This window comes from Streptomyces sp. NPDC004788, assembly GCF_053601115.1.
This window is the reverse complement of sequence record NZ_JBSGBF010000008.1, coordinates 103907-120351: the sequence shown is the minus strand read 5'-3', so window position 1 is coordinate 120351 and position 16445 is coordinate 103907. Positions and strand designations below refer to the sequence as shown.

Genomic DNA, 16445 nt, shown 5'->3' with positions numbered 1-16445 from the left:
CGCCGGTATAGCCCGGAGACGTACGAGATGGGGCCGGGGACCTGTCACAGGTCCCGGGCCCCTCTCCGTGTCCGGCCGGCTGTCCCGGCTGTCCGGCTACGTCACTCGGCGCTCTCCCGGCGCACCGAGAGCAGCTCCTCCAGCTGCTCCTCGCGCGCCTGCGTGGCCACGAACAGCAGCTCGTCGCCCGCCTCCAGGGTCTCCTCCGCGCTCGGCGTGAGGACCCGGGAGCCGCGGATGATGGTGACCAGGGAGGTGTCCTGCGGCCAGGCCACCTCGCCGACCTGCGTGCCCGCGATCGCGGACTCCGGCGGGAGGGTCAGCTCCACCAGGTTGGCGTCGCCGTGGCTGAAGCGCAGCAGCCGGACCAGGTCACCGACGCTCACCGCCTCCTCCACCAGGGCCGACATCAGGCGCGGCGTCGAGACGGCGACGTCCACGCCCCACGCCTCGTTGAACAGCCACTCGTTCTTCGGGTTGTTGACCCGGGCGACCACGCGCGGCACGCCGTACTCGGTCTTGGCGAGCAGCGAGACGACCAGGTTCACCTTGTCGTCGCCGGTCGCCGCGATGACGACGTTGCAGCGCTGCAGCGCGGCCTCGTCGAGCGAGGTGATCTCACAGGCGTCGGCGAGCAGCCACTCCGCCTGCGGCACCCGCTCCACCGAGATGGCGGTCGGCGCCTTGTCGATGAGGAGGACCTCGTGCCCGTTCTCCAGGAGCTCGCCCGCGATGGAACGGCCCACCGCGCCCGCGCCCGCAATAGCGACACGCATCAGTGACCGCCCTCCTCGGGACCCTCGGCGAAGGCCGCCTCGACCTTGTCGATCTCGTCCGTCCGCATCATCACGTGCACGAGGTCGCCCTCCTGCAGCACCGTCTGCGACGTCGGCAGAATCGCTTCGCCCAGTCGGGTGAGAAATGCCACCCGCACCCCGGTCTCCTCCTGGAGCCGGCTGATCTTGTGGCCGATCCACGCCGGGGAGGTGTGCACCTCGGCGAGCTGCACACCGCCGCTCGGGTCACGCCACAGCGGCTCCGCGCCCGACGGCAGCAGCCGCCGCAGCATCTGGTCGGCGGTCCAGCGGACCGTCGCGACCGTCGGAATGCCCAGCCGCTGGTAGACCTCGGCGCGCCGCGGGTCGTAGATACGGGCGGCCACGTTCTCGATGCCGAACATCTCACGCGCGACCCGCGCGGCGATGATGTTCGAGTTGTCGCCGCTGCTCACCGCGGCGAAGGCACCGGCCTCCTCGATGCCCGCCTCGCGCAGCGTGTCCTGGTCGAAGCCCACGCCCGTGACCCGGCGCCCGCCGAAGCCCGAGCCCAGACGGCGGAAGGCCGTCGGGTCCTGGTCCACGACCGCGACCGTGTGGCCCTGCTGCTCCAGGGTCTGCGCAAGAGCGGCGCCCACTCGCCCGCAGCCCATGATGACGATGTGCACGTCCCCTTACCCCGCACTCCTGATCGCCCTGTTGACCTGCGAAAACACCCTGATCACAACTTTCCTCGCCCGACTGCCCGGGCTGCGGCGGACAACGCACACGCGTGCTGTCCGGTCCGAGCTTAAGCGGCGACGCCGGACGGGACCTCACCGGCAGTGGTAACCAGGGAGATTCCGTGCGGATCGGGGTGGGGGGTCACGCGGCTCATTTCGAACGCTTACGATCCTCTGTTGTGTCCAAACTGACCGACGTGCCCAAACGGATCCTGATCGGGCGGGCCCTGCGCAGCGACAAGCTCGGCGAGACCCTTCTCCCCAAGCGGATCGCCCTTCCCGTCTTCGCCTCCGACCCGCTGTCCTCGGTGGCGTACGCGCCCGGTGAGGTGCTTCTCGTCCTCTCCGTGGCGGGCCTGTCGGCCTACCACTTCAGCCCCTGGATCGCCCTCGCGGTCGTGGTCCTGATGTTCACCGTCGTCGCCTCGTACCGGCAGAACGTGCACGCGTACCCGAGCGGCGGCGGCGACTACGAGGTCGCGACCGTCAACCTCGGGCCGAAGGCCGGACTCACCGTGGCGAGCGCCCTGCTCGTCGACTACGTCCTCACCGTCGCGGTGTCGATCTCCTCCGGCATCGAGAACCTCGGCTCCGCCGTGCCGTTCGTCGTCGAGCACAAGGTGGCCTCGGCCATCGCGGTGATCGTGCTGCTGACCCTGATGAACCTGCGCGGCGTCAAGGAGTCCGGCGGCCTCTTCGCCATCCCGACGTACGTCTTCGTCTTCGGCGTCTTCGTCATGATCGCCTGGGGTGCCTGGCGCGGGCTCGTCCTCGGCGACACCATGACCGCCCCCACCGCCGGATTCGAGATCCACGCCGAGAAGGGCGGGCTGGCCGGCTTCGCGCTGGTCTTCCTGCTGCTGCGCGCCTTCTCCTCCGGCTGTGCCGCCCTCACCGGCGTCGAGGCGATCTCCAACGGCGTGCCCGCCTTCCGCAAGCCCAAGTCGAAGAACGCCGCCACCACGCTCGCGCTCATGGGCGGCCTGGCCGTCACCATGTTCTGCGGCATCATCTTCCTGGCCATGGCGACGGACGTGCGGATGGCCGAGAACCCGGCCACCGACCTCCTCAACCACGGCAAGCCGCTCGGCGAGTCCTACGTCCAGGACCCGGTCATCTCGCAGGTCGCCGCCGCCGTCTTCGGCGACGGAACGTTCTTCTTCGTGCTGCTCGCCGCCGCCACCGCGCTCGTCCTCTTCCTGGCCGCCAACACGGCGTACAACGGCTTCCCGCTCCTCGGCTCGATCCTCGCCCAGGACCGCTACCTGCCGCGCCAGCTGCACACCCGCGGCGACCGCCTCGCCTTCTCCAACGGCATCGTGCTGCTCGCCGGCGCCGCCGCCCTCCTGGTCTGGATCTACGGGGCCGACTCGACCCGCCTGATCCAGCTCTACATCGTCGGCGTCTTCGTCTCCTTCACCCTCAGCCAGACCGGCATGGTCCGGCACTGGAACCGCCACCTGCGGACGGAGACCGACCCGGCCAAGCGCCGCCACATGATCCGCTCCCGTGCGATCAACGCCTTCGGTGCCTTCTTCACCGGCCTCGTCCTGGTCGTCGTCCTCGCCACCAAGTTCACCCACGGTGCCTGGGTCGCCCTGCTCGGCATGGTGATCTTCTACGTGACGATGACCGCGATCCGCCGGCACTACGACTCGGTCGCGGCGGAGATCGCCGCCGCCGAGGAGCGCCCGGACGAGTACGTGCGGCCCTCCCAGGTCCACTCCGTCGTCCTGGTCTCCAAGCTCCACAAGCCCACCCTGCGCGCCCTGGCCTACGCCAAGCTGATGCACCCGAGCGGCCTCGAGGCGCTCACCGTGAGCGTCGACGCGGCCGAGACGAAGGCGCTCAAGGAGGAGTGGGAGCGGCGCGGCATCAACGTACCGCTGAAGATCCTCGACTCGCCGTACCGCGAGATCACCCGGCCGGTCGTCGAGTACGTCAAGAACCTGCGCCAGGAGAGCCCGCGCGACGCCATCTCCGTCTACATCCCGGAGTACGTGGTCGGCCACTGGTACGAGCACCTGCTGCACAACCAGAGCGCGCTGCGCCTCAAGGGCCGGCTGCTGTTCACGCCGGGCGTGATGGTGACCTCCGTGCCGTACCAGCTCCGGTCGTCCGAGGCCGCGAAGCAGCGGGCGCGCAGGCGCCAGGAGTGGAGCGCGCCGGGTGCGGTGCGCCGTGGCCCGGTGGAGAAGGGCCAGAAGGAATCGGCGGGGAAGAGCAAGTAGACTGGTGGGCTGCTGTCAACGGCAGCCCACCTTTCTTCCGGCCGTCTCTCTCGTCTTCGCCCTCTCGCCCCTGGAGCCCCTGGTCATGCAGAACACGCCTGTCTCGTCGCTGATCGGGGAGGAGTACGAGGTCGAGGTCGGCCCGGTGGCCCACGGCGGCCACTGCATCGCCCGCACCGAGGAGGGCCGGGTGCTCTTCGTCCGGCACGCGCTGCCGGGCGAGCGGGTCCGGGCCCGGGTGACCGAGGGCGAGGAGACCTCGCGCTTCCTGCGCGCCGACGCCGTCGAGATCCTCCAGGCGTCCAAGGACCGGATCGAGGCCCCGTGCCCCTTCTCCGGCCCCGGCAAGTGCGGCGGCTGCGACTGGCAGCACGCCAAGCCGGGCGCCCAGCGCCGCCTCAAGGGCGAGGTCATCGCCGAGCAGCTCAAGCGGCTCGCCGGCCTCACCCCGGAGGAGGCCGGCTGGGACGGCACGGTCGTCCCGGCCGAGGGCGACAAGCTGCCCGCCGGTGAGGTGCCGCAGTGGCGCACCCGCGTCCAGTACGCGGTCGACGCCGAGGGCCGCGCGGGCCTGCGCAAGCACCGCTCGCACGAGGTCGAGGTCGTCGACCACTGCATGATCGCGGCCGAGGGCGTCTCGGAGCTCGGCATCGAGAAGCGCACCTGGGAGGGCATGGCCTCCATCGAGGCCATCGCGGCCACCGGCTCACAGGACCGCCAGGTCATCCTGACCCCGCGTCCGGGCGCCCGGCTGCCCATCGTCGAGCTCGACAAGCCGGTCTCGGTCATGCGCGTCGGCGAGAAGGACGGCGGCGTCCACCGCGTCCACGGCCGCCCCTTCGTCCGCGAGCGCGCCGACGACCGCACCTACCGCGTCGGCAACGGCGGCTTCTGGCAGGTCCACCCGAAGGCCGCCGACACCCTCGTCCGCGCCGTCATGCAGGGCCTCCTCCCGCGCAAGGGCGAGACCGCCCTCGACCTCTACTGCGGCGTCGGCCTCTTCGCCGGCGCCCTCGCCGACCGCCTCGGCGACAACGGCGCCGTCCTCGGCATCGAGTCCGGCAAGCGCGCCGTCGAGGACGCCCGCCACAACCTCGCCGACTTCCCGCGCGTCCGCATCGAGCAGGGCAAGGTCGAATCCGTCCTCCCCCGCACCGGCATCACCGACGTCGACCTCATCGTCCTCGACCCGCCCCGCGCGGGCGCCGGCAAGCAGACCGTCCACCACCTCACCGCCCTCGGCGCCCGCCGCATCGCCTACGTGGCCTGCGACCCGGCGGCGCTGGCGCGGGACCTGGGCTACTTCAGGGAGAGCGGGTACAGGGTGCGGACGCTGAGGGCGTTCGACCTGTTCCCGATGACCCACCACGTGGAGTGCGTGGCGATCCTGGAGCCTGCTGACAAGGGCCGCTGAACCGGCGTTTCAGAGCAGCGTCTTCGCCGCGGACTGCTTCACCATGGGGGTGCGGCGGTTGACTCCGCGTCGGTCAGGCGGGCCCGCCAGTCACTGACGTAGTCGTCGGGCACGGATGCCAGGCGGGCGATTTCCCCGTCGCTACGCCCGTCGGACCAGGCCAGGACCCGCGTCACGGTGCGGTTACGTGCGGCGCGGAAGTCCTTCAGTATGTTCTCGAGGCGTTTGACCTCCTCGGCTTCGCGGACGAGCTGTTGGTCGACGGCGGAACGTTCCGCGGCGCGCAACCGACGCAGATAGGTGTCCAGGCCCGTCAGCACCAGCCCCTCCCTGTGCGCGGTGCTCTGGAACCCTTCGGCCAAGGCCGCCAACGCGCAGTCCGGGACGTCGGCGAGGGTGGCTCCGAGGGGCTTGGCCGCCTCCCAGGCATCCCGACCCGCCTCTGCCGTCTCCAGCCAGACACGGGCGTCCGTCGGAATACGGTCGCCGCACGCCCGCGCGCGGTAGGCGTACAGGGCGGCACGGTGGCCGTAGAAGGTGAAACCGTCCTCGATCTGCTGGTCGGCGGCACGGCACATCCGCCCTGGTACACCGCCGTAGCCACTCTCGGGACGGTAGTCGGCGTAGGCATCGAGTTCCGCGTCCGTGGCCAGACCCCAGGAGGGGTCGCACAGGTCGGGGTTCATGTCGAGGAACGCGCCGACCTCGATGCGCCAGGCCGGAGTCGGTGTCGTCCGGGGCCTGGGCCAGAGGAGCTCGCCGGAGGCGGTGAGGGTGGGGGCCGCGGTCTGCTCGATGTCGTCCCAGGCGGTGGCGGCCTCAGCCGACCATTCCAGCTCGCCTTCCGGTCCGATCCGGTGGATCGAGTCCACGAGCCGCTGCACGGCAGGCAGTACGCGCAGCGCGAGCGCGTGCAACTCCTCGGCGGTGAAGAAGCGCCAGGAGCAGCCGCGCCGTTCGTCTTGGGTCAGGTGGTCGAGAAGCTGCACCATGACCCCGGGTGCCGGGATGGTCCCGTCGCCGAGCGCCGTGCGGGGGAAGCCGGGCAGCTGACCGTCGAGGTCTTCACGCGAGGCCCGCCAGTCGATGTCGCCGAACCAGACCGCGCCGCCGCGTACGTCCACAGCCAGCCACTGGTGGTAGCCCACTCCCGGGCCGTAACGCTGCTCCTGCTGCTCGGCGTGCTCGTCGTGCCAAACGTACTCGGCCGGAGGCGGGTTCAGCTCGACGGCCACGAAACCGTCCTCAGGGCGGTAGCCGGTGAGGATGTGGGCCGTTATCGGCGCGCTGTCGGCTGAGGTCATGAGGGGTTTCCTCTCGCTGGAAACGTCAACCGCCGCAAACCGTAGCGTCCCGTTCGCGCAGTAGTTCAATTTTCAGCCATCGTGTTCGATAGTCGGACGCGCTGCGCGTCCTGGGGCGGCGGTGCGGTCTACGCGCGTGCGGCCGCCATCAGGTTGGCTGCATTTCACATGGCCTTCACCTTTCTTCCATCCGGCCCGCACCGTCACCCGGCGCACGTCACGAGAGCGCGGCCAGCGCTTGCGCAGCGAGCATCTGCTCCAGGTTCAGGACGGCGCGCGGGACGTGCCGGGAGTCGATGCGGACGACGTGGACGAAGCGCGCCACGCCCGTACGCATCCGGCAGGCGGCAATCCGCGGAAGCAGGGAGGTAGGAGTGTGAAGGCGGTGCGCCGGCGACGTGCGTGCCCGGCGGCCTGGCAAGGAGGGTGCGATGACTGTCTCCGTCGTTCTGTACACGTCCGACCTCAGGGTTCACGACCATCCGCCGCTGAGGGCGGCGCACGACGGAGCGCAGGACGTGGTGCCGGTGTTCGTCCGTGACCCGGCCGTGGACCGGGCGGGTTTCGCGGTGCCCAATCGGCTGGCCTTTCTCGCGGACTGCCTCGCGGACCTCGACCGGGGGCTGAAGGACCGTGGCGGCCGCCTCGTGGTGCGTGAGGGCGACACCGTGACCGAGGTCAGGGACCTGGTGCGGCAGACCGGGGCGGACGAGGTGCACATGGCCGCCGGCGTGACGCGATTCGCCACGGCGAGGGAGGCGCGGCTGCGCAGGGTGCTCGAATCGGACGGGTGCCGGCTGTACGTGCACGACGGCGTGACCGGCGTGGTGCCGCCCGGAGACCTCACGCCGTACGGCTCGGACCACTTCGCCGTGTTCACGCCCTACTACAGGCGCTGGGTCCACGAGCCTTTGCGGGCGCCTCTGGCCGCCCCGAGGGCGGTGCGTGTGCCCTCGGACGTGCGGTCGGAGCGGATGCCACGGCGTTCCGGGATCGCGGACGTGTCGCCGGGCCTCGCGGCAGGAGGGGAGAGCGAAGGGCGCAGGCGGCTCGGTTCCTGGCTGGCGGAGGACGTCGACGCGTACGAGGAGCGCCACGACGACCTGGCGGCGGACCGCACGTCCCGCCTCTCGCCGTACCTCCACTTCGGTGCCGTCTCCGCCGTCGAGGCGGTCCACCGGGCGAGGAAGCGTGGCGGTGCCGGGGCGGAGGCGTTCGTACGGCAGTTGTGCTGGCGCGACTTCCACCAGCAGGTATTGGCCGCCCGGCCGGACTCGGCGGGTGCGGACTACCGTCCTCGACACGACCGCTGGAGGCGGGGCGCCGAGGCCGAGGCGGACCTCGCGGCCTGGCGCGAGGGGCGAACCGGCTACCCCGTGGTCGACGCCGCCATGCGGCAACTCGCCGACGAGGGCTGGATGCACAACCGCGGCCGGCTGATCGCCGCCTCCTTCCTGACCAAGACGCTCTACATCGACTGGCGCGAGGGCGCGCGCCACTTCCTGGGGCTGCTGGTGGACGGCGACGTGGCGAACAACCAGCTCAACTGGCAGTGGGTCGCCGGCACGGGCACGGACTCCAGGCCCCAGCGCGTCCTCAACCCGGTGCGACAGGGCAAGCGGTACGACCCCGACGGCGGCTACGTCCGGCGCTGGGTCCCCGAACTCGCCGGCCTCGACGGACCGGCCGTCCACGAGCCCTGGCGGCTCACCGGACTCGACCGGGCCGCCCTCGACTACCCCGACCCGCTGGTCGAGCTCTCCGACGGCCTGGCGCGTTTCCGCCAGGCCCGGGGCGTCGCCTGAGTTCCTTCTCCCGGCCGTGCCCGTGCTTCCGGTCGGCTTCGATGCGCAAACGATGCGAGTTGTTCCGCAGGGCTCGTAGGCCGGAACGTGAAGGGGACGCGGGGTCGCCGACGCCGACGCCGAGGCCGCTGACACCGCTGCCGCTGACGCTGACGCTGACGCCGATGCCGACGCCGCCGATGCCGAACCGCCGTCCTGTGGCCCCGCGGCCGTACGGCTCGACGGGCGGCCGACGAGCCCGGGCCGACCGCGTCACCACCCGGAGGAGGAACCGTCATGACCGCACACCGGACGACCGGCCACCTCACCGCCCCGGCGGCCCCCCACCGCTCCCCCTCCCCCCGGCGTCCGCCACGCCGTGCGACGTCCGCGCCGAAGGGCCTTGGCTCATGAGCGGTTGAGTGTGCCGCCGGTCGCCTCAGCCCCCGGCGGACGCGGCCCGGTCACCGTAGAGGCGCGCGATCGAGTCGAGGGCCTCGCGCAGTCCGGCCGGCCGCAGCATGCCCGGGCCGGGAGTCCGGCCCAGCCAGCCGGGACCGGCGAGCAGGACGAGGGGAGAGGTGCGCGCTCCCCTCACAGCGAACGTCGTCGCCGCGATGTGCCGGGCCAGGGAGTGGTTCGCCGTGGACCTCGCCTGCGACCAGAGCGCCACGGCGGCCGGTCCGGACCGCCGTACCGCCGCGTCCAGGGCCTCGGCAGGCACCGCCGCGCCGAACATCCTGGTCGGCAGGCCCCGTTCGGCCAGCCCGGCCGCGAGCGCCTCCAGCGGCAGCGCGTGCTGCTCCGCCGGGACGCAGGCCAACACGACCGGAGCGGCGGAGGCGGCCGTCGGCCGGCCGGTGGCGGCCGCCCGCCGCAGCGCGGTGGAGACGTGCCAGGACAGCAGGTGTTCCACCTCGACGTAACGGTCGTCGGAGGACTCCCACGTGCGGCCCACCGCGTGCAGCGTCGGGACCATCACCTCCTCCCAGGCGGTGACCAGCCCGTACCGGTCCAGGACCTCCTGGAGGAAGTTCCTCCAGGGCCGGACCGTCGAGACGCACCGCGGCGCGGGCCAGCCCTCGGCACTCCTGCCGTACGTCGGCGAGGGGCGGTCCGCTGCCCGGCCCCGCGCGGTGGCGCCTCCGCGAACGTTCGTCGGCCGGAGACATGCGCGACTCCACCGGCTCCGCCCGCTCCACCGGCTCCGTCGCCTCGGCAGGCCGTGCGGCTGGAGCCTCGGCAGGCCGTGCGGTTGGTGCCGCGACGGCCGTCGCCCCGGCTCGGGCCCGTACGCGCCGGGCGGCGCGTGCCGCCTCCGCGGGCGGGACGCCGGACGCCGTGAGGTGGCGCATCTCTTCGAGCATCGCGACGTCCGCGGGTCTCCACCTGCGGTGCCGTCCGTCCGCGCGCACCGCGGGGCCGATGCCGTACCGCCGGTCCCAGGAGCGCACCGTCGTCGGCGAGACTCCCAGGCGCCGCGCCACCGCACCCGTCGTGATCCCGTGCGTCGTGTCGGACATGCCACTCACCATACGCTGCGGAAACGCTGCGACCGGTGTTGGAGCGAAATCGGCCGCATCCGCACCCGCACCCGTTTCCGCACCCGCACCCGCATCCGCCCCCGTGTCCGCATCCGACAGTGCCGATACCGGCGAAGAACCCGCAGAAGGCGCATACGTCTCCGGAATCAGTGAAACGGATCAGCGCATGGCTACTTCCACACCGACCAACGGCGCTCGCTGCCTGGTCACCGGCGCGAGCGGCTACATCGGCGGCCGCCTCGTACCCGAGCTGCTCGACAGCGGGTACCGCGTGCGCTGCCTCGCACGGCATCCGGACAAGCTCCGCGACTTCCCGTGGACCGCCCGGGCGGAGATCGTGCGCGGTGACGTGACCGACGCCGCCAGCCTCCGCGAGGCCCTGGCCGGAGTCGACGTCGCGTACTACCTGGTCCACTCCATGAACTCGACGGCGGACTTCGAGAACGCCGACCGGCTCGCCGCCCGCACCTTCGCCGCCGAGGCCCGTTCCGCCGGAGTGCGGCGCATCGTCTACCTGGGCGGCCTGACCCCGCGCGGGGTGCCCGCGGACCGTCTCTCGCCGCACCTGCGCTCCCGTACCGAAGTGGGCCGCATCCTCCTCGACTCGGGCGTGCCCACCACCGTCCTGCGGGCCGCCGTCGTCATCGGCTCGGGCTCGGCCTCGTTCGAGATGCTCCGGTACCTGACCGAGCGGCTGCCCGTCATGGTCACGCCGAGCTGGGTCGGCAGCCTGGTCCAGCCCATCGCCGTCCGCGACGTGCTGAGGTACCTGGTGGCCGGCGCCGCCATGCCCCCGGGCATCAGCCGGACCTTCGACATCGGCGGCCCCGACGTGCTCACCTACCGCGACATGATGGTGCGGTACGCGGCGGTCGCCGGGCTCCGCCGGCGTCTCATCGTCCCCGTGCCCGTCCTCACCCCGAGGTTGTCCAGCCAATGGATCGGCCTGGTCACGCCGGTCCCGGCGGCCCTGGCGCGACCGCTCACGGAATCGCTGCGGCACGAGGTGATCTGCACCGAGAGGGACATCGCGCGGTACGCCCCGGACGGCCCCGGGACGCCGATCCCGTTCGAAAAGGCACTCCGGCTCGCCCTCCGTCGGGTACGGGACGCGCAGGTCACCACCCGCTGGTCCTCCGCCTCGCCGCCCGGGGCGCCGAGCGATCCGCTGCCGACCGACCCCGGCTGGGCCGGCGGCAGCCTCTACACCGACGAGCGCAGCCGCACCGTCGACGCGAGCCCGGCGTCGTTGTGGCGGGTCATCGAGGGAGTGGGAGGCGAGAACGGCTGGTACTCCTTCCCGCTCGCCTGGGCCGTCCGCGGGTGGGCCGACCGGCTCGTCGGCGGAGTGGGGCTGCGCCGGGGACGCCGGGACGCGCAGCGCCTCCGCGTCGGCGACGCGCTCGACTTCTGGCGCGTGGAGGAGATCGAACGCGGACACCTGCTCCGCCTCCGGGCGGAGATGCGTCTGCCGGGTCTCGCGTGGCTGGAGATGGCCGTCGACCGGGACGAACAGGGCCGCACCACGTACCGGCAGCGGGCGCTCTTCCACCCACGGGGCCTCGCGGGTCAGGCGTACTGGTGGAGCGTGGCGCCGTTCCATGCCGCCGTCTTCGGCGGAATGGCGCGGAACATCGCCCGGACGGCCGAGACGGAGAGCGCCCGACGAGCCGGCCCGTGAGGTGCACGCATCACGGAGGCTCAGGCCACTTCGGCCACGCGCTAGTCGCGGCCACCGCGCCGCAGCAGCCGGCGCCAGCGCCCGCGTTCCGTCACCACCGTCGCCGCGGCCAGTACGGAGACGACGACCGCCGCCCACACCGGCCACGCGGCCCAGGCGGCGGTCACCGCCGCCGCGAGCTGGACGAGCACCAGCAGGATCGTGACCGGGCCCGGGACCGGGACGATCACCTGGGCCTTGTCGCCCGGCGTGGCGAAGACCGTCGGCAGCCCGATGAGCACCACCACGGACAGTGCGGCGAGCGCCCACGAGTACGAGGCCAGCGCCCACGGAGTCGCCACCCATGCGATCAGCTCCGTGGTGAAGCGCAGTACGGAAGCGACCCGGTCGTCCGGTCGGTCCGTCGATCGCTGTGCCTGTCGGTCCATCGTCGTTGCCCCATCTCCCGCGGTGCGGTGTCCGTGCCGCCCCTCACCGGCGGGAGATCATAGGGCGTCAGCCGTGTCGGTGTTGGGCCGAACGGGTGAGTAACGGGAGGATGGGCGCATGAGTAGGTACGAGAGGTACGACGTCACCGACGAGCAGTGGGAGGGCCTGGCCCAGGTCGTTCCCCTGCGCGGCCGGGACGAATGGCCGTCAAGGGTGGACCACCGCACGATCCCCGACCAGTACGAGGCCGCCGAACAGCGCCGGATGGTCGTGCTCCGCGTCCAGGTCTTCGCCGACGCCCGCGAGGTCGCCGAGTACCTCATCGCCCAGATCCCCGTGCTGCTCGACCTCACGAGCGCCGACACCGAGGTCGCCAAGCGCATCCTCGACTTCAGCAGCGGCGTCGTCTTCGGCCTCGGCAGCGGGATGCACCGCGTCGACCGCAACGTCTTCCTGCTCGCGCCGGCCGGTACGGAGGTCGAGGGCGTCGAGGACGAGAGCGCGGCGGACGTGGGCGAGGGCGCGATCCCTCGTTCGTAGGAAGGTCGTTCAGGCGTAACGGTTCGCCGTGCGGAGGGCTGCGAACCTTTCGATCATGACCACCACCGGCGGCAACGCCCCCGACCGCACCCTGACGCCGGGCCACGTGCCCCAGCAGGGGCACCTCCGAGCGGCCCCCCGCACGGACCCACGCCCGGACGCCCGCGCGTTCGACCAGGGGGGCCGCACGGACCCACGTACGGACCCACGCCCGGACGCCCGCGCGTTCGACCAGGGGGGCCGCACGGACCCTCGAACGGACCCCCGCACAGCCCCCCGAACGGACCCCCGCGCGTACGACCGGGGGGCAGGCTCGCTGGTCGTCCGGCCCGCCGTCACGGAGCTGCGGCTCTCGGCGTTCGGGGCGCATCGCGGGACCGTGGTGCCGCTCGGGCCCGTGACGCTGCTCCGGGGCCCGAGCGGCAGCGGCAAGTCGACCGTCCTGCGGGCGTACGAGGTGCTCGCGCGGCTCGGCGCGGGGGCGGCCCTCGCCGAGGCGCTGCCGGACGCGGCCGGCCACGTGCCGGACCGGGCACGGCCCGACACTCAGGGGAGGCGGGGCTTCCGGATCGGCTGCACGGTCGACGGCCCGGCCGGTCCGGTCCGTCTCGACGTCGCCGTCCAGGCCGAACCCGACCTCCGGATCGTCGGCGAACGGCTCACCTGGCAGGGCCGCACCCTGCTCACCACCGCCCTGCGCGACCCGGGCCGCGGCACCGTCCAGGCCGAGTGGCACACCGCCGGCAGTACCCCCGTCACCCGCGCCCCGTTCCCCGACGACGTCCTCGGTACGGCCCTGCTCCCGCTGCGCGTCGCCGGCAAGACCCAGGGGCAGCGCGACGTCCTGGCCGCCGCCGAGCAGATGGTCGTGGGGCTGCGCTCGGTCTTCCCGTGCGATCCGATGCCGCGACGGATGCGGACGCCCGTGCCGGTCGGCGAGGGGCGGTTGTGGCGTGACTGCCGCAACCTCGCCGAGGTGCTGCACCGCACGGCGACGGAATGCCCGCGCCGCCACGCCCGGCTCGCGGCGTTCGCCGGCGCGGGCTGCGCCGGGCCGGTGGCGGCCCTGGGCTTACGGGAGTCGATGGACGCCGGCACGGTGCAGGCCGTCCTGGAGCGCACCGGCCGCCCGGCGACCCCGCTCGGCCGGCTCGGCGACGGCGAACTGCGTTATCTCGCCCTGGGACTCGTCCTGCTCACCGGCCCCGGTGTGCTCGCCGTCGACCCGGTCGCGGAGGTGCCGCAGGCCATGCAGACGCTCACCGTCCTGGCCGACGGCCTCGACCACGGACTCGACGCCCGGCAGGCGCGCGCCCTGCTTGCGCTCGCCGCCGAGATCTGCGCGAGCGGGCACATGCGTCTCGTGGCGACGGTGGGGGAGGGGGTCACGGCCGTGCCGGGTACGGCAGGTGCGCCGGGTGCGCCGGGTGCGCCGGGTGCGCCGGGTACGCCGGGTACGGCAGGGGCGCTGGGTGCCGCAGGGGCGACGGGGCCGGCAGAGGCGATGGGGGCGGCAGGTGAGCCCGGCCCGGCAGAGGCGATGGGGGCGGCAGGTGAGTCCGGCCTGGCAGGCGTACCGGGGGTGACGGTGGTGGATCTGGCACCTGGTAGATCTGAAGGGTGACAGAACTCGATGTGGCGGCCCTGCAGCGCCGCCTCGCGGAATTCGCCGCGGCCAGGGACTGGCAGCCGTACCACACGCCCAAGAACCTGGCGGCGGCGCTGAGCGTCGAGGCGGCCGAACTCCTGGAGATCTTCCAGTGGTTGACGCCGGAGGAGTCGGGCCGCGTGATGGCGGACCCGGACACGGCGCACCGGGTCACGGACGAGGTCGCCGACGTGCTCGCCTATCTGCTGCAGTTCTGCGAGGTGTTGGGGATCGATCCGCTGGCGGCGCTGGCGGCGAAGATCGACCGGAACGAGCTCCGCTTCCCGACGCGGGGGCGTCGGACGTCCGATCGTCACTCTTCGGAGTGATCGAGTTTTCCCCAACGAGCTTCCTGTCCACAGATTTCCGAATTCCTCTGGTGTTTGGGCTCAGTCGGCCTCACGCTGGGTAATGGAATGAGTGAGCGGTAAGTCATCAGAACGGGGGCGGCGTTGATGGAAGCGGAGCGATTGATCGCGAGCGGCCGGCATGCACTGGCCGAGAGCCGTACGGCACTGGACATCGTGGTGGAGGCCTGGCAGGCCCAGGCCCTCGCCCAGGCGATAGGGAGTCACCTCGCGCTCGCCGGGCCGCTGGAGCTGCGTGGCGAGGCCCGCGGGCTCAGCGAGACAGGAGGGGGACGCGGTGCGGTGGACCACCCCGCGCTGCGCACCGGTGGGCTGCGCGCCGCGCAGCTCACGACCGTCGGCGACGCGCGCACGGCCCTGACCGCGCTCGGCGCCCTCCTCGGCGAGGTGGGCATCGCCCTCGTCGGCGTGGCCTGCGCGACGGACGAGGAGGGACTCTACTGGCAGTCCATCGAGGCCATCGACGCCGCCGACGAGGCCGGTGACCGCGTCCGTGCCATGCTCCGCCGGCTCTCTCTGCGCGACCGGGACCCGCACCGCCCGCCCGACACGGCCCGGGGCCGCGCGGGCCCGGGATGAGGCCTTGTGCCCGGGTGCCGGAAAGGGCCCGCGCCCGGCCGTCAGGCGCTCGTCGTGCCCTCCGGGCGGTCGGCCGAGGACTGGAGGTCGGCGTCGAGCTGGGAGAGGTCGGCGGTCAGCGCCGCCATCAGCTCCTCCATCTGCTGCAGCAGACCCTTGGGTGCTTCGCCCGCCGGCTGCGCGGGCACCGGGGGGAGCGGTGGCTGGGCGGGCTGCTCGGACACGGACCGCTCCGGTGCGGCTTCCTGGGACATGGCGGCCTCCTCGGCCCGGGCCCTCCGGTGAGGAAAGGCCCACAAGAGAGAGCGACGCACCGGCAGCGGCCGCCGGCACGCGGGCCGGGCGGTCCGGCTCCGCCCGAGCCAACGACGGGTCCCCGGCCCCGGTCACTGGCCTGGCGAGAGGCCGCCCGCCGAGGGGCGGATATTCACCCGACAGGGCCGGTGGGGCTCACCCGCTGACGAAACGGTTGACGCGCACCCGACGGTGCAGGATGGAGGTATGGATCTTCGAATCTTCACGGAACCCCAGCAAGGCGCGTCGTACGACACCCTGCTCACGGTCGCCAAGGCCACGGAGGACCTGGGCTTCGACGCCTTCTTCCGCTCGGACCACTATGTGAGCATGGGCGCGGCCGACGGCCTGCCCGGGCCGACCGACGCCTGGATCACGCTGGCCGGTCTCGCGCGGGAGACCCGGCGGATCCGGCTCGGCACGCTGATGACCGCCGGCACCTTCCGGTTCCCCGGCGTCCTCGCGATCCAGGTCGCGCAGGTCGACCAGATGTCCGGCGGGCGGGTCGAGCTGGGCCTCGGCGCGGGCTGGTTCGAGGAGGAGCACCGGGCGTACGGGATCCCGTTCCCGAAGGAGAGGTTCGGGCGCCTGGAGGAGCAGCTGGAGATCGTCACCGGGCTGTGGGGCACCGAGACCGGCAAGACGTTCTCGTACCAGGGCGAGTACTACCAGCTGACCGACTCGCCCGCGCTGCCCAAGCCGGCCCAGGCGAGGATCCCGGTGCTCGTCGGAGGCCACGGCGCGCGCCGCACCCCGCGGCTCGCGGCGCGGTTCGCCGACGAGTTCAACATCCCGTTCGCCTCGCTCGACGAGACCGAGCGGCAGTTCGGCCGGGTGAGGGAGGCGGCGGCCGAGGCCGGGCGGCCGGCCGGGGCGCTGGTGTACTCCAACGCGCTGGTGGTCTGCGTCGGCCGCGACGACGCGGAGGTCGCCCGCCGGGCGGCCGCCATCGGGCGGGACGTCGAAGAGCTGAAGGCCAACGGTCTGGCGGGGTCACCCGCCGAGGTCGTGGACAAGATCGGCCGGTACGGTGCACTGGGCTCCACCCGGATCTACCTCCAGGTTCTCGACCTGGACGATCTGGACCACCTGGAGCTGATCTCCGCACAGGTACAGACGCAGCTGGGGTGA

13 protein-coding genes and 2 pseudogenes are annotated in these 16445 nt (G+C 72.5%); 9 read left to right on the top strand and 6 right to left on the bottom strand.

Features of this window, described 5'->3' with window-relative positions; translation table 11 throughout:
* Window positions 1-101: 101 nt before the first annotated feature.
* Both ACWEJX_RS06675 and ACWEJX_RS06670 read right to left on the bottom strand, forming a co-directional pair.
* On the bottom strand, window positions 102-776 hold the full coding sequence (locus ACWEJX_RS06675; protein ID WP_451606433.1) for a potassium channel family protein: 675 nt from the start codon (window positions 774-776) through the stop codon (window positions 102-104).
* Complete coding sequence (locus tag ACWEJX_RS06670) at window positions 776-1444, bottom strand: potassium channel family protein (RefSeq protein ID WP_403798932.1); 669 nt, start codon at window positions 1442-1444, stop codon at window positions 776-778. Before ACWEJX_RS06670 ends, ACWEJX_RS06675 begins: the two co-directional genes overlap by 1 nt.
* A 233-nt stretch (window positions 1445-1677) precedes the next feature.
* Here ACWEJX_RS06670 and ACWEJX_RS06665 point away from each other — a divergent pair, with 233 nt between their 5' ends.
* Window positions 1678-3729, top strand: coding sequence for an APC family permease (locus ACWEJX_RS06665; RefSeq protein ID WP_451606432.1), 2052 nt, complete (start codon window positions 1678-1680; stop codon window positions 3727-3729).
* 85 nt (window positions 3730-3814) lie between these two features.
* The gene (locus ACWEJX_RS06660) at window positions 3815-5143 is read left to right on the top strand and encodes a class I SAM-dependent RNA methyltransferase (protein ID WP_451606431.1); all 1329 of its coding nucleotides are present in this window, start codon (window positions 3815-3817) and stop codon (window positions 5141-5143) included.
* Window positions 5144-5181: 38 nt separating this feature from the next.
* Here ACWEJX_RS06660 and ACWEJX_RS06655 read toward each other — a convergent pair whose 3' ends face one another.
* Window positions 5182-6378 carry a hypothetical protein gene (locus ACWEJX_RS06655; RefSeq protein ID WP_451606430.1) on the bottom strand — a complete coding sequence of 399 codons (1197 nt, stop codon included), beginning with the start codon at window positions 6376-6378 and terminating at the stop codon, window positions 5182-5184.
* A gap of 500 nt (window positions 6379-6878) precedes the next feature.
* Here ACWEJX_RS06655 and ACWEJX_RS06650 point away from each other — a divergent pair, with 500 nt between their 5' ends.
* Window positions 6879-8252 carry a cryptochrome/photolyase family protein gene (locus tag ACWEJX_RS06650; RefSeq protein ID WP_451606429.1) on the top strand — a complete coding sequence of 458 codons (1374 nt, stop codon included), beginning with the start codon at window positions 6879-6881 and terminating at the stop codon, window positions 8250-8252.
* Window positions 8253-8670: 418 nt separating this feature from the next.
* Here the strand turns inward: ACWEJX_RS06650 and ACWEJX_RS06645 are convergent.
* Window positions 8671-9766, bottom strand: a pseudogene (locus ACWEJX_RS06645) (MerR family transcriptional regulator).
* Window positions 9767-9941: 175 nt separating this feature from the next.
* On the opposite strand from ACWEJX_RS06645, the gene ACWEJX_RS06640 reads away from it, so the two are divergent.
* Complete coding sequence (locus tag ACWEJX_RS06640) at window positions 9942-11456, top strand: SDR family oxidoreductase (protein ID WP_451606428.1); 1515 nt, start codon at window positions 9942-9944, stop codon at window positions 11454-11456.
* A 41-nt stretch (window positions 11457-11497) separates the two neighbouring features.
* Here the strand turns inward: ACWEJX_RS06640 and ACWEJX_RS06635 are convergent, their stop codons facing one another.
* Window positions 11498-11884 carry a hypothetical protein gene (locus tag ACWEJX_RS06635; RefSeq protein WP_451606427.1) on the bottom strand — a complete coding sequence of 129 codons (387 nt, stop codon included), beginning with the start codon at window positions 11882-11884 and terminating at the stop codon, window positions 11498-11500.
* Between the two features lie 118 nt (window positions 11885-12002).
* Here ACWEJX_RS06635 and ACWEJX_RS06630 point away from each other — a divergent pair, with 118 nt between their 5' ends.
* The 4 genes and pseudogenes from ACWEJX_RS06630 to ACWEJX_RS06615 all read left to right on the top strand — a co-directional run bounded on the left by ACWEJX_RS06630 (window position 12003) and on the right by ACWEJX_RS06615 (window position 15020).
* Window positions 12003-12425: a cell division protein SepF gene (locus ACWEJX_RS06630; protein ID WP_403798961.1), complete on the top strand. Its 423-nt coding sequence runs from the start codon at window positions 12003-12005 to the stop codon at window positions 12423-12425.
* 316 nt (window positions 12426-12741) lie between these two features.
* Window positions 12742-13836, top strand: a pseudogene (locus ACWEJX_RS06625) (ATP-binding protein); the annotation flags it as partial.
* A 209-nt stretch (window positions 13837-14045) separates the two neighbouring features.
* Complete coding sequence (locus ACWEJX_RS06620) at window positions 14046-14402, top strand: nucleotide pyrophosphohydrolase (RefSeq protein ID WP_451606426.1); 357 nt, start codon at window positions 14046-14048, stop codon at window positions 14400-14402.
* A 126-nt stretch (window positions 14403-14528) separates the two neighbouring features.
* Window positions 14529-15020 (top strand): DUF6099 family protein, encoded by a 492-nt coding sequence (locus tag ACWEJX_RS06615; protein ID WP_451606425.1) that lies wholly within the window; start codon window positions 14529-14531, stop codon window positions 15018-15020.
* 41 nt (window positions 15021-15061) lie between these two features.
* Here ACWEJX_RS06615 and ACWEJX_RS06610 read toward each other — a convergent pair whose 3' ends face one another.
* Window positions 15062-15274, bottom strand: coding sequence for a hypothetical protein (locus ACWEJX_RS06610; protein WP_451606424.1), 213 nt, complete (start codon window positions 15272-15274; stop codon window positions 15062-15064).
* 247 nt (window positions 15275-15521) lie between these two features.
* Here ACWEJX_RS06610 and ACWEJX_RS06605 point away from each other — a divergent pair, with 247 nt between their 5' ends.
* The gene (locus tag ACWEJX_RS06605; RefSeq protein ID WP_451606423.1) at window positions 15522-16445 is read left to right on the top strand and encodes an LLM class F420-dependent oxidoreductase; all 924 of its coding nucleotides are present in this window, start codon (window positions 15522-15524) and stop codon (window positions 16443-16445) included.

Bases quoted from the DNA above. Each gene is read 5' to 3' on its own strand.
- ACWEJX_RS06675 (WP_451606433.1), bottom strand. From the start codon at position 776: ATGCGTGTCGCTATTGCGGGCGCGGGCGCGGTGGGCCGTTCCATCGCG.
- ACWEJX_RS06660 (WP_451606431.1), top strand. From the start codon at position 3,815: ATGCAGAACACGCCTGTCTCGTCGCTGATCGGGGAGGAGTACGAGGTC.
- ACWEJX_RS06650 (WP_451606429.1), top strand. From the start codon at position 6,879: ATGACTGTCTCCGTCGTTCTGTACACGTCCGACCTCAGGGTTCACGAC.
- ACWEJX_RS06640 (WP_451606428.1), top strand. From the start codon at position 9,942: ATGGCTACTTCCACACCGACCAACGGCGCTCGCTGCCTGGTCACCGGC.
- ACWEJX_RS06635 (WP_451606427.1), bottom strand. From the start codon at position 11,884: ATGGACCGACAGGCACAGCGATCGACGGACCGACCGGACGACCGGGTC.
- ACWEJX_RS06630 (WP_403798961.1), top strand. From the start codon at position 12,003: ATGAGTAGGTACGAGAGGTACGACGTCACCGACGAGCAGTGGGAGGGC.
- ACWEJX_RS06615 (WP_451606425.1), top strand. From the start codon at position 14,529: ATGGAAGCGGAGCGATTGATCGCGAGCGGCCGGCATGCACTGGCCGAG.
- ACWEJX_RS06610 (WP_451606424.1), bottom strand. From the start codon at position 15,274: ATGTCCCAGGAAGCCGCACCGGAGCGGTCCGTGTCCGAGCAGCCCGCC.
- ACWEJX_RS06605 (WP_451606423.1), top strand. From the start codon at position 15,522: ATGGATCTTCGAATCTTCACGGAACCCCAGCAAGGCGCGTCGTACGAC.